Annotated in this window: 9 protein-coding genes and 1 pseudogene; 7 read left to right on the top strand and 3 right to left on the bottom strand. The window is 39.6% G+C overall.

Annotation, left to right across the window (positions count from 1 at the left end; all coding sequences use genetic code 11):
* Nucleotides 1-248: 248 nt before the first annotated feature.
* Complete coding sequence (locus AB6M99_RS05465; RefSeq protein ID WP_369350352.1) at nucleotides 249-1,415, bottom strand: IS30 family transposase; 1,167 nt, start codon at nucleotides 1,413-1,415, stop codon at nucleotides 249-251.
* Between the two features lie 113 nt (nucleotides 1,416-1,528).
* On the opposite strand from AB6M99_RS05465, the pseudogene AB6M99_RS05460 reads away from it, so the two are divergent.
* Nucleotides 1,529-2,740: pseudogene (locus AB6M99_RS05460) on the top strand (type I restriction-modification system subunit M); the annotation flags it as partial.
* Between the two features lie 77 nt (nucleotides 2,741-2,817).
* Here AB6M99_RS05460 and AB6M99_RS05455 read toward each other — a convergent pair.
* On the bottom strand, nucleotides 2,818-4,257 hold the full coding sequence (locus AB6M99_RS05455) for a TrkH family potassium uptake protein (RefSeq protein ID WP_121836144.1): 1,440 nt from the start codon (nucleotides 4,255-4,257) through the stop codon (nucleotides 2,818-2,820).
* A 3-nt stretch (nucleotides 4,258-4,260) separates the two neighbouring features.
* Nucleotides 4,261-5,619 carry a Trk system potassium transporter TrkA gene (trkA, locus tag AB6M99_RS05450; protein ID WP_121836143.1) on the bottom strand — a complete coding sequence of 453 codons (1,359 nt, stop codon included), beginning with the start codon at nucleotides 5,617-5,619 and terminating at the stop codon, nucleotides 4,261-4,263.
* Between the two features lie 202 nt (nucleotides 5,620-5,821).
* Between trkA and AB6M99_RS05445 the strand changes: the two genes are divergently transcribed.
* From AB6M99_RS05445 to AB6M99_RS05420, 6 genes are all read left to right on the top strand, one after another.
* On the top strand, nucleotides 5,822-6,868 hold the full coding sequence (locus tag AB6M99_RS05445; RefSeq protein WP_121836142.1) for a D-alanine--D-alanine ligase: 1,047 nt from the start codon (nucleotides 5,822-5,824) through the stop codon (nucleotides 6,866-6,868).
* A 96-nt stretch (nucleotides 6,869-6,964) separates the two neighbouring features.
* Nucleotides 6,965-8,329, top strand: a complete 1,365-nt coding sequence (murF, locus tag AB6M99_RS05440) for a UDP-N-acetylmuramoyl-tripeptide--D-alanyl-D-alanine ligase (protein WP_121836141.1) — start codon at nucleotides 6,965-6,967, stop codon at nucleotides 8,327-8,329.
* A gap of 1 nt (nucleotide 8,330) precedes the next feature.
* Complete coding sequence (locus tag AB6M99_RS05435; protein WP_369350351.1) at nucleotides 8,331-9,014, top strand: TIGR02206 family membrane protein; 684 nt, start codon at nucleotides 8,331-8,333, stop codon at nucleotides 9,012-9,014.
* 148 nt (nucleotides 9,015-9,162) lie between these two features.
* Nucleotides 9,163-10,590 (top strand): NADP-dependent glyceraldehyde-3-phosphate dehydrogenase, encoded by a 1,428-nt coding sequence (locus tag AB6M99_RS05430; protein ID WP_121836139.1) that lies wholly within the window; start codon nucleotides 9,163-9,165, stop codon nucleotides 10,588-10,590.
* A 268-nt stretch (nucleotides 10,591-10,858) separates the two neighbouring features.
* Nucleotides 10,859-12,262 carry a polysaccharide deacetylase family protein gene (locus AB6M99_RS05425; RefSeq protein ID WP_183121685.1) on the top strand — a complete coding sequence of 468 codons (1,404 nt, stop codon included), beginning with the start codon at nucleotides 10,859-10,861 and terminating at the stop codon, nucleotides 12,260-12,262.
* A gap of 87 nt (nucleotides 12,263-12,349) precedes the next feature.
* Nucleotides 12,350-13,072 carry a hypothetical protein gene (locus tag AB6M99_RS05420; protein WP_121836137.1) on the top strand — a complete coding sequence of 241 codons (723 nt, stop codon included), beginning with the start codon at nucleotides 12,350-12,352 and terminating at the stop codon, nucleotides 13,070-13,072.
* Nucleotides 13,073-13,283 lie beyond the last annotated feature (211 nt).

The following is a 13,283-nucleotide window of genomic DNA, read 5'->3' as shown; positions in this document are numbered from 1 at the left end:
TTCCCAAACTAACTTCCACCGTCTGTTAAAGTGGAAGTTAATCTGATAAAACCTCTAACAACCAGTGGAAATCCGTGTCAGGGTAAGTTCCACTGGTTTTTATAATGGTTGATTTTATTGCATTTTTAGGCGAATTTAGGTGAAAAAAGGGTACACAAAATCCCCTCATCTGAAAGCGTTTCAGATTAAGTTCCGTTATGGTGGAAGTTAGTGTGAGACGTTTGAGTGGCTTATATTTAGATTAGTTTTTAGAATTTATGTTGGAGTAATTTTGGGGACTGACAGACGTCTTCTGCGGGAATTAAGGAAATGCCAAGAAGTTTAGCCAGTTCTTCGTCATAGGTAAAGGTAAAGAGCTCATAAGCTGATTTCCCATTCAAAGCAGCGCGTTTCACGCTATTGACATGAGAACAGACTAGGTTGATATCGTCCTGAGTTAAGTTATCAAAAGAAGTTCCCTTTGGTAGAATATCGCGAATAAGGGAGTGATTTTTCTCAATTTTTCCTTTCTGGTCAGAGCGATTAGGGTCACAAAAGAATAGTTTAATCTCACCTCTGATATCCATCTCGATGTCATCAACTCTGGCAAATTCTCCGCCATTATCTGTAAGAATGATAGGGAAAACATCGAAGAAATTTCTATCAGCCTCATAAAGTGTGTTCTTGATGACATAGAAGTGTTTAGCGACCTCAAGAGCGGTTTTATTGTCCAGAAGTCTAGCGAAGATAAAGTTACAGAAAGACAAATTGAAGGTGAGTAATACTTTTCCGCCAACCCGTCCAATAACGGTGTCCATTTCAAGCCAAGAGGTCAGTTGTCTATGTGTCAGGTAGTTTTGGAAGTCCTCATAAGAACGCCCTTTTTTAGCTTCTTTAGGGATAGAAGGCAGGATAGATTTGCGCCTTTCTTTGAATTTTACAGCTCTAGCCAGATCAATAGGAGCGATAGAAAGGTATCCTTTACGGATGTGTCGATAGACGGTTGAGGAACTGACATCAAGGTTATGCGTTTTAAGGATGTGATAGATGTGTTGTCCCTTTTTCACACCATCAGAAATGACTTTATCCATATCCCAGAACGTTTGAGAGTTGAGAGGTGTTCCTTCTCGAGCCTCAACGAGGGTTTGTTCGTATTGTTTTTGAGCCTGTTTAGCGAGGTAGAAGATTTTCTTGTAGCCACAATTTTGTCTTCTCTTAGGACATCCGTTACAGACAAATGGGGATTTATCAATGAGAGGGCAAGGAAGCCCATCACTGGTAGAGGTTCTGACCTGTCTGTTACGTTTGACCTCTTTGGAAACGGTAGTAGGATCTTTTAGGATAGTTTGTCCAATGGCTTTGAAGGTTTCTCCACGTTCTAAGCCAAGTTGGATGTCATTGCGGTCTGAGAGGGTAAGGTGTTTATATTTTGTCATAGTAAGGACTCATTTCTAACACAAACGTCTCAGACTTAATTCCACCATAAAAATCCGTTTTAGACTAATTTCCACTTCGAAAGCTAAAGTGGAAATTACTTTGGGAAATTACCTTTGAAAATCTTTTTGAGGACATTGATTTGTACTCGAAAAAGTTAGGAGATAAGCCTCAAAAACAAAACCAGACCATTTCAGGGGTCATGAAAGCCTTGGCAGTGCTGGATGTGGCAGGTCATGCTGGTGACATGCTCGGGGATGCTTATGAGTATCTGATTGGTCAGTTTGCGACTGACTCAGGGAAGAAAGCAGGAGAGTTTTACACGCCCCAACCTGTGGCTAAGCTCATGACGCAGATTGCCCTGCTTGGTCGTGAGAGTAAGAAAGGTTTTACCCTATATGATCCGACCATGGGTTCTGGTTCCCTATTGTTGAATGCCAAACGGTATAGCCGTGAGCCAAATACCATTTCTTATTTTGGTCAGGAGCTCAATACCTCAACCTACAATCTAGCTCGCATGAACATGATTTTGCATGGTGTACCGATTGAAAATCAATATTTGCACAATGCTGACACGCTAGACGAAGACTGGCCAACGCAGGAGCCAACAAACTTTGATGGCGTGCTCATGAACCCACCTTACTCGGCCAAGTGGGGAGCAGACAGTGGTTTCTTGCAAGACCCTCGTTTCTCAGCCTTTGGTGCCATGGCGCCAAAATCAAAAGCGGACTTTGCCTTTCTCTTGCACGGTTACTATCACCTCAAGCAAGATGGTGGGGTCATGGCCATTGTCCTACCCCACGGCGTCCTTTTCCGTGGGAATGCGGAAGGGAAAATCCGTCAGCATTTATTGGAAGAAGGGGCTATTGATACTGTGATTGGTTTGCCAGCCAATATTTTCTTCAATACCAGCATTCCAACTACGGTGATTATTCTCAAAAAAGATAGAACCACTCGTGATGTTTATTTCATTGATGCTTCTAAGGAATTTACCAAGGGTAAAAACCAGAACCTCATGGAAGACAAGCATATCGAGAAAATCTTAAAGGCTTACAAGTCTCGTCAAGACATGGACAAGTTCGCCCATCTGGCGAGCTTTGAAGAGTTGCAAGAAAATGATTTTAACCTCAATATCCCTCGCTACGTTGATACCTTTGAGGAGGAAGAAGTAGCACCATTGACGGATATTGTGGCGAATATTAACAAGACTAACCAAGAGATTGCGACCAAGTCAGCCCAGTTGACAGACCTCCTTCACCAGCTCAAAGGTACGACACCAGAAGTGCAGGCTGAATTAGACGCCTTTTTGAAGGATTTGACCTTATAGACATGTGACACCAGACCATCATCTGGTGTTTTTTTGGCATTCAAAAAACCAACTCCGCTTGGAATTGGTTTGGTGGGTTAATATTTGCTCCAGGTTTTTGGGATGAATAGAAGTAAGATTGGGTAGATTTCCAAACGTCCTGCAATCATAGCAAAGGAAAGGAGCAGTTTAGAAAATGGGCTGAAAATCGCAAAGGTATCTGCGGTGCCTAGCATTGGCCCAATATTGTTAAACGTTGAAGCTACAGCGCTAATGACCACCATCATATTATCATGATCAAGAGATAGGCTTAGGGTCAAGCCTAGCATGATGAGCACATAGATTCCCAAATATTTAAGGACACCATGCTGTGTTGCTTTATCAAGAGGCTGATGATTGATGTGAATGGTCATAATTCTGTTGGGATAGAGGCTTGAAAGGGCTTGAAGTCGTGAAATTTTGGCAATAATCATCGCTCGAGCAACTTTGATTCCTCCAGCAGTTGACCCAGCAGAGCCGCCAATAAACATTAATAATAGCAAAATGACTTGTGAAAAAAGTGGCCAGACAGTAATATCGGTTATTCCAAAACCAGTCGTGGTAATCACAGAAGATACTTGGAAGAATGATAATTCTAACCCTTTTTGAACCGTTGGATAGAGGTGGCCCACATTTAGGAAAATCATAACGGTTGCCAATACCACAACACCAAGGTAAACACGAAGTTCTTCGTCTCCGATAAATGCTTTTAATTTACGGATTAAAAGGAGGTAATAAAGATTGAAATTAACTCCAAAAACTAGCATACCGATGGATACAATATTGGTAATCAATGAACTGTTATAGTGAGCAATCGAATCATTATATACCGCAAAACCACCAGTACCAGCCGTCCCCATCGCAGTGACTAAACTATCGTAAACAGGCATTCCGGCAATGATGAGAATGAGTGTTAAGATAGCAAACATGGCCAAATAAATAATATATAAGATTTGGGCAGTATTTTTTAATCGCGCAACAACTTTACCAAATACCGGTCCAGGGACTTCGGCTTTCATAACCTCAAGGTGGGCATTTTTACTATTATCCATAATAGCCAGCGCAAAAACCAATACCCCCATACCACCGATTAAATGGGTAAAGCTACGCCAAAAGAGTAAGGAGTGAGATAAGACCGCAACATCTGGTAAAATAGTTGCTCCTGTTGTTGTAAAACCAGAGGACACTTCAAAGAAGGCATCAATAATATTTGGAATTTGACCAGAAAAGACAAAGGGAAGTGCACCAAAGAAGGACCAAAGAATCCAGACTAGGGCTGTGATCAACAAACCTTCTTTAGTATAGATACGAAGATTTTTAGGCTTAGATACAATACCTAGCAATCCTAAGATAAGTAGAATAGCCTGTGTTCCCAGGATTGCCCATAAGATGTTTGCCTTTTCTTGGTAAATAATTGCTACAATCAATGGGACAAACAGTAAAGCAGCTTCTATCAGAAGCAGCTTAGCGAGGAGAAATCTGATCATAGAACGGTTCATGACTTACCTCGCTAATAACTCAAAAGAGTTTGTGATATTTTGCAAAAGCGTAATAACAACGAGCTTATCACCAATAGCTAAAATATCATCACCTGTTGGATAGATTGGCTTGCCATTACGGATGATTGCTGCAATCAAGACGTCTGACTTAAAGCGAAGTTCAGCCAGTGATTTTCCAACCATTTGATTCCCTTCACGGATTTCAAATTGGAGGGTCTCAATGCGTCCATCTCCAACATGGTGGAGGGCATCAAGGCTAGAAGCGTCCTGAGCATTTTTACGACCACGGATAAAGTGCATAATATTGTCAACAGCAATACGTTTTGGCGTTACAATACTTGAAAATTCTTCACGGTCAATAATTTCCAACAGACTTGTACGGTTAACTTTGGTAATGTTTTTACGGACACCAATTTTTTCTAAAAACATTGATGTGATGATATTTTCTTCATCAATCGGTGTCAAAGTTGCAACAGCATCAAAGTGTTCGACTCCTTCTTCTAAGAGGACGTTTTTGGCTGTTCCATCTCCCTGTACGACGTGAGCTTCAGGGAATTCCTCACTAAACCATCGGGCACGTTTTTCATCAACTTCGATAATCTTAACATTCACATGCGCTTTGCTATTTCTGAAGATATTGAGCAAGTAGTAAGAAATCTTACCGGCACCAATTAATAGCATACGACGAACTGCCTTAGATTTGACGAAGTTATGGAAAAGAATCATTTCAACACGATTTCCTGTGACGAAAATAATGTCACCAGTCAGTAAAGTCGCATCTCCGTCAGGAATGATAATATCTTGCCCACGTTGAATCGCACAAACAAGGATATTGCCAAATTTTTTACGAAATTGACTTAATTGGATATTGCAGAGCTTGCTTCCGTCTGAAATTTTGAACTCCATGAGCATGACACGACCATTAACGAAATGTTCTACGGACTTGGCATTTGGAAATTCAACGCTATTGGCAATATAGCGTGCAGTTAAAAGTTCAGGATTGACAATCAGTGAAAAATCAAGAAAGTTTTTATCTTTGAAATAAGCATTCGAATACTCAGGATTGCGGACACGAACGACGGTTTCTTTAGCGCCCATTTTTTTAGCTAGGACAGCAGCAATCATATTCAATTCATCTTTATCTGTCAGTGCAACAAAAATATCACAATTTTTAATCTCAGCCTGTTCTAAAATCTTAAAATTAGCGCCGTTTCCGACAATACCAATCATGTCGTGACGTTTGACGATTTGCTTAAGAACTTGTTCATTTTCTTCAATTAAAGTAACATCATGCTTTTCATCAACTAATGAGCGGCATAGAGCGGAGCCGACTTTCCCAGCACCAACTACAATAATTCTCATGGATTAAACATCCTGAAACATACCGTCAGATGGTATGTTTAACCTCTCTTTTATAATATCTCATATATTATACTCCTTTTTAGGAAAATTGCACGAAAAATATCAGTATTTCTTACATTATGATCAACTTATTATCAACTTTGTATTTACAGGTAAATTATGATAAAATAAGAAAATACGATACATGGAAAAGAGAGAATAAATGTCTAAAGAAACTCTAATTTTACTTTATGGTGGACGTTCTGCGGAGCGTGAAGTGTCAGTTCTTTCAGCAGAAAGCGTCATGCGTGCGATTAATTACGAGAAGTTCTTTGTGAAAACTTATTTCATCACACAAACAGGACGTTTCATTAAAACACAGGAATTTTCTGAAACACCTAATGCTGATGAAAAGTTGATGACTAATGACACCATTGCGGATGATCAAGAAATTCGTCCAAGTGATATTTACGAAGAAGGTGCGGTTGTTTTCCCAGTCCTTCACGGTCCGATGGGAGAAGATGGTGCCATCCAAGGTTTCCTTGAGGTTTTGAGAATGCCTTATGTAGGGACTAATATTTTGTCATCAAGTGTTGCGATGGATAAAATCACAACCAAACGTGTTCTTGAGTCTGCGGGGGTTCCTCAGGTGGCTTATACGGTATTTATTGAAGGTGAGGATTTAGAAAAAGCTATTTCGGATACTTTAGCTAAATTGACCTTTCCTATTTTTGTCAAGCCGGCTAATATGGGGTCGTCTGTAGGAATCAGCAAGGCAGAAGATGAAGCTAGTCTTCGCTCTGCTATTTCCCTAGCCCTAAAATATGACAGCCGTATCCTTATCGAGCAGGGAGTCGTTGCGCGTGAAATTGAAGTTGGACTTCTAGGAAATGCCGATGTCAAGACAACTGAAGCTGGAGAGGTGGTTAAAAATGTCGCTTTTTATGATTACCAAGCCAAATATATTGATAATAAGATTACCATGGCTATCCCAGCAGAGATCCCAGCAGAAGTCATGAACCAGATGCGTGACTACGCTGCTAAAGCCTTTAGAGCTATTGGTGGATGTGGCTTATCACGATGTGATTTCTTTCTAACAGAAGATGGTTCAATCTACCTCAATGAACTTAATACCATGCCAGGTTTCACGCAATGGTCAATGTACCCACTTCTTTGGGATAACATGGGATTGAAGTATTCTGACCTAATAGAAGAACTCGTTCGTCTAGCCAAAGAGATGTTTGACAAGCGAGAAAGTCATTTGATTTAAAATATGATATAATAAGAGAGCTTAGGCTCTTTTTTTTTGATAGGTAAAAACATTAGGAGATTGTTTGAAAACACGATAGTTTATGAAAGGATAACGATGAAATTAACCTTACACGAGATTGCTCGCCTTGTCGGAGCAAAAAATGACGTGACCGTTTATGACGATGTTAAGCTCAAGAAGATTGAGTTTGACAGTCGCTTGATTGCAGAAGGGGATATTTTCTTGCCACTCAAGGGAGAAAGAGATGGTCATGACTTTATGGAAAAGGCTTTTGAGAATGGAGCGAGTGCTACTTTTTCAGAAAAAGAAGTGACTTTCCCTCATATTTTAGTTGAAGATTGTTTGAAAGCTTTCCAAGTATTAGCAGCGTATTATCTTGATAAAATGCAGGTTGAAGTGGTTGCTGTGACGGGATCAAATGGGAAAACAACAACAAAAGATATGATTCATGATATCCTAGCAACAACTTATAAAACTTATAAGACACAGGGCAACTATAATAATGAAATTGGCTTGCCCTATACAGTTCTTCATATGCCAGAAGACACTGAGAAAATTGTTTTAGAGATGGGGCAAGATCACCTTGGCGATATCAAACTCTTATCTGAGTTAGCCAAACCAAGCATTGGCGTTGTGACTTTGATAGGTGAGGCTCACCTAGAGTTCTTTGGCACGCGTGAGAAAATTGCGGAAGGCAAGATGCAGCTGGCAGATGGTATGCCAAGCGGTGCTACCTTATTATTACCAGAAGATACCATTGTAGATGCCTACCTACCTGATGGCTTAACTATTCACCGTTTTGGGGACAAGGCAGAGCTTAAGGTCTTGAATTTGGTAGAAGAAAAAGAAAGTTTAACCTTTGAGACTAATTTTATGAGCTCGGCTATTACCCTTCCAGTACCAGGAAAATATAACGCTACAAATGCGATGGTTGCAGCTTATGTCGGAAAACTTTTAGGCGTTACCGAAGAAAATATCATCTTAGCCCTATCACAGCTTAACTTGACACGCAACCGTACCGAGTGGAAAAAAGCTGCCAATGGCGCAGATATTTTATCCGATGTCTACAACGCTAATCCAACTGCAATGCGTTTGATTTTAGAAACCTTCTCAAGCATTCCTGCAAATCCAAATGGAAAAAAACTAGCTGTACTTGCTGATATGAAAGAATTGGGTGAACAGTCTGTTACTCTCCATAATCAAATGGTGATGAGCCTAAATCCTGAAATCATTGACACTGTCATTTTCTACGGAGAAGATATTGCAGAATTAGCGCAATTAGCTAGTCAAATGTTTCCAATTGGTCATGTTTATTATTTTAAGAAAACAGCAGAAGAAAACCAGTTTGACCTGATGGTTACTAAGATTACTGAACTGTTGCAACCTAATGATCAAATTCTGCTCAAGGGTTCCAATTCGATGCAGTTAAGTCAAGTTGTTCAAGTATTGGAGGGCGTGTAATTTGGATTTTTTCAGTACCGTACCGACCAGCGTTTTGACTTTGCCACTGTTTGGCACCCTACTGAGTCTATTAGGTCTTCCGCTTTGCTTTTATTTGGGGTATCGCTATAGAAATTCTCGTCGATTTATCATTGTTGTGAGAAGTGTACTAGCCCTCATGATGCTTTTGGTGTATTTGTGGTATGTACGAATTGGCTTTCCCTTACATGAAGCACTGCCTCTTTATCATTGTCGCATAGGGATGTTTACCATCTTATTACTTCCAAATAGGAATATCTTTAAGCATTACTTTGCTTTACTTGGCGTCGTTGGTGCCGTTTTGGCAGTTGCTGTCCCTGCCTTTTATCCCTATCCACTTGTCCATGTGACGAATACTTTCTTTTTCGTTGGACATTATTCTCTATTAATTTTGTCGTTGGCCTATCTTTTTGAAAAAGCAGAGCACGAACTTAGTTGGCGACAGATTATCAGTATAACTCTTGGCTTAAATCTTGCCTTGGTCATTGTCAATTATCATACCTTAGCTAATTACGGATTCTTGGCAGATACGCCGTTGATTCATACGACAAATATTCCGTTTAATTACGTTTTAGTGAGTGCAGTCATGATTTTACTGGTTAAATTAGTCAGTGTCATGTTGCAATTCTTTTCTGCTAAAAATAATTATTTTATGAAAACTTTCTAAATTGCCGTAGCAAATTTTTGACAATAAAACTAAGAGTGCTAGAATGACAGTATACCCTGTACCGATTGGTACAGTTTGATTGTTAAAATTGTTGAATATTCAGAAAAATATGCTACAATATACCTATTAAACTAAAAGGAGAGATATTTTGACTAAACAATATAAAAACCTTGTCAACGGAGAATGGAAACTTTCTGAAAACGACATTAAAATCTATGCTCCAGCAAATGGTGAAGAACTTGGTTCAGTACCAGCAATGAGCCAAGAAGAGGTTGACTTTGTCTATGCGTCAGCTAAGGCTGCTCAACCAGCATGGCGTGCGCTTTCATATGCTGAGCGTGCTGCTTACCTTCACAAAGTAGCAGACATCCTTGAACGTGATGCTGAGAAAATTGGTGAAGTACTTTCAAAAGAAGTGGCTAAAGGTATCAAAGCAGCTATTTCAGAAGTGGTTCGTACCGCTGACATCATTCGTTATTCTGCCGAAGAAGGACTTCGTCTTGAGGGTGAAGTGCTTGAAGGTGGTAGCTTTGAAGCAGCCAGCAAGAAAAAAATTGCTGTTGTTCGTCGTGAGCCATTAGGACTTGTTCTTGCTATTTCACCATTTAACTACCCAGTAAACCTTGCAGGTTCTAAAATTGCACCAGCCTTGATTTCAGGTAACGTTGTTGCCCTTAAACCACCAACACAAGGGTCTATTTCTGGTCTTCTTCTTGCGGAAGCATTTGCGGAAGCAGGTCTTCCAGCAGGTGTTTTCAACACTATTACCGGTAAAGGGTCTATCATTGGTGACTACATCGTTGAACACGAAGCAGTTAACTTTATCAACTTTACAGGTTCTACACCAATTGGTGAGCGTATCGGTAAATTGGCTGGTATGCGTCCAATCATGTTGGAACTTGGTGGTAAAGACTCAGCAATCGTCCTTGAAGATGCAGACCTTGAAAAAGCGGCTAAAGACATCGTTGGTGGTGGTTTGAGCTACTCTGGTCAACGTTGTACAGCCGTTAAACGTGTCCTTGTTATGGATAGCGTTGCGGACAAATTAGTTGATCTTGTCCGTGCAGAAGTTGAAAAATTAACAATTGGTATGCCAGAAGATAATGCTGACATCACTCCAGTTATTGATTCAGGATCAGCTGACTACATTGAAGGTCTTGCAAAAGATGCAGAAGAAAAAGGAGCAACAGCTCTTACACCTTACAAACGTGAAGGTAACCTTATTTGGCCAACAGTTTATGACAATGTGACAACAGATATGCGTTTGGCTTGGGAAGAACCATTTGGTCCAATCATGCCAATCATTCGTGTGTCTTCAGTTGAAGAAGCTATTAAGATTTCAAACGAATCTGAATATGGTCTTCAAGCGTCAGTCTTTACAAACGACTTCCCACTTGCCTTCTCAATCGCAGAGCAACTTGAAGTAGGTACTGTTCACATCAACAATAAAACACAACGTGGTACAGACAACTTCCCATTCTTGGGAGCTAAAAAATCTGGTGCCGGTACACAAGGTATCAAATACTCAATCGAAGCAATGACTACTGTGAAATCTGTTGTCTTTGATATTAAATAGTATCTACAATCTCCTAACACTTGTTGGGAGATTTTTTGACGACATATCGTTTGAAGGCAAAGCAGATATCATAGACAAAGGAGTGTTACTACCATATAAATCTCTTGATATCGAGATATGCTGCGCAAGTAACAACTTATCGTTTTTAAATTTTAAACATAGGATTAAATCATAAAATAAACGATTTGTTGATATTAGTCTAGATTTTTCGTTGACGAACAGTCTTGATTTTAGTATCATGGTTGTAATACAGTCGAGGAGGAATGAAGTGAAGAATAAGGGGACTATCCTTAAAATTGTGAATGTTTTACTAGTTTTAGTTATCGTCGTCTTGGGATATCAGGTGTATCAGAAAAAAGTGATTGAATGGGAAAAAGAGCGAATTGAAGCAGTTATTTCTCAGGAAGAAAAAGCTATGACAGCTAATCAAAAGGTTTCTATTCAATCTGGAATGATTGACCAAACCTATGTGTCAGCAGCTTATCCTATTGGTCAAAATAATGAACCACTACCTGCTCTTTCTCGAGAGATAAAAGCTCTCATTGCAGAGCATTATGGTACTTCCTCTGAGAAATCTTCTAAAATCAAGCAATTAGCTTTTGTGGATAGTAAACTTAGTCCTTCGGAGCTTGCAACTGTATCACAGTACAAACTTCAAATGCGTCAATATGCTAATAAGCCTAAAAAAGTAACCTTAGAAAAAACATTGGAAGGGAAGGAGTTTTATATCAAAGAGGATGGTCAACTGCTTTTGATAACAGATCTTGTTCCTGACACAGCATTTTTTACTAACAAATGGGTTAGTTTTATGGAAAAGCAACTTTCTAATGAAGGGAAACTAGATGAGACGGCGAAGGCTCAACTAGAAGAACTAAAAAAGGTTGATTTGAAGACACTTGTCTTTGTTCCGAAATCGGATGCTTTAGATATTCATTTGCCACAAAAAATAGCTGGTATTGACGTTTGCTATCTTCCACTGAAAGAGTTATTTGATAAGATTGATTCCAAATACCTTCAAGGTGATACCTTGACTGCTTATCAAACATATCAAGAAGAAAAGGCGCGTGAAGAACGTGAAAAATCACTGTTGTTTGGAAAACCCCAAGTTGCCTTAGAGGGAAAAGTTGTTGCCTTAACTTTTGACGATGGGCCAAATCCATCTAGTACAACACGTATTTTGGATACCTTAAAGCAGTACAATGCCAAAGCAACCTTTTTTGTGCTTGGAAGTGCTGTGGTTGGTAACGAAGCCATCTTGAAAAGAGAAGTTGCAGAAGGACATGAGATTGGAAACCATACATGGAGTCACCCATCCTTACCATCTTTGTCGGTTAATGACATCAAGTGGCAGATGGATGAAACAACCAAAGTGATTACGGCAGCAACTGGAAAACCAGTCAAATTCATGCGCCCACCCTATGGTGCAACGAATGCAACTGTTCAAGCTACGGTTGGCTATCCGCAAATTTTATGGGATGTTGACACCTTGGATTGGAAAAATCGCAACACACAATCGATTTTAGCTAACGTGCAAAGTCAGGTACGTCCTGGCGCTGTTATCCTCATGCATGACATCCATGGAACGACAGCAGATGCTTTACCAGCTGTTTTAGATTATTTGGTGAGCCAAGGTTATCAATTTGTCACCCTTAGTGAACTTTATGGCGTATAGTAAAAGGCTACGAGAGTAGTCTTTTTATGGTATAACTTTGTAAGCGTGTTCAAAATTGGTATAATCATCTTGAAAGGATATGGTTTTATGTCTAAACGTTGGAAATGTATCGTTTCTCTGATGTTATTAGTTGCGACGGGAGTCGGTAGCTTTTGCTGGATTTCTTTTGAAAAAGAGCAGCGCTTGAAAACGTACTTAGAAGTGGCCATTGTTGACTTTGACAAGGAACTGACCACAGAAGGTTCAGCCAATCTCCTTTACGCAATGCCTAAGGTGACCACTTCAAAACTTGGTAAAGCTATTACTGAAGTTGTCGAAAATGAGAGAAATAGCCAATTGGCTACAATTATTTATCCAGAAAAAATTGTTAATCCTTTGATTGGTGACAATGCCTACTGTGTCGCTATTCAGCGTTATCAATCAGGTATCTTGTCAGATGACTATGTGACAAAAGGAGTCAGTCACTATCTCTACTTAACTGAAAAGGGACAAAAACTCACGCTCGAAGATATCGTAACTGATAAACAAGGCTTTCGAGAGATTATCAGAGAGGTGTGGAAAGTTCTTAAAGGGAAAGAAATCATTTTTGAAGCACTAGAAGCGGATGATTGGAGTGATATTGCCTTTCATATTGAAGGTGATGCACTATATTTTTGGAAAAAGGGAGAGCTCAGTTTGCCTGTTGGATTTTGGCAAATTGTAAAGGTCATTAATACGGACTTATTCCCAGCTGAAAAAGTTACTGAATATCAAGAATTTTATGATTCTTTTCATAATGGAATTGGTGTAACAATTCATTCCAATAATTAAGTCGAATGATGTTATACTCATCCAAAATCAAAATTAGCATTTTAGAACCTCTAATACTTTTGATTGACTACCGAACGAAGTGAGGCTAAAATGTTTCTTTCGCTATAGTGGTATTCATATCGAGAGTTTACCCTCGATATGAACGGATTTTTTGAGACCTAGGCTCAAAAAATAGCAATGAAACTCCGTAGGAGGTTGCTTGCGTCCGCAC

It is taken from the genome of Streptococcus hillyeri, from assembly GCF_041081565.1.
GTDB lineage: Bacteria > Bacillota > Bacilli > Lactobacillales > Streptococcaceae > Streptococcus > Streptococcus hillyeri.
The sequence above is the reverse complement of the archived record's forward strand: the minus strand, read 5'-3'. Positions and strand labels throughout refer to the sequence as shown.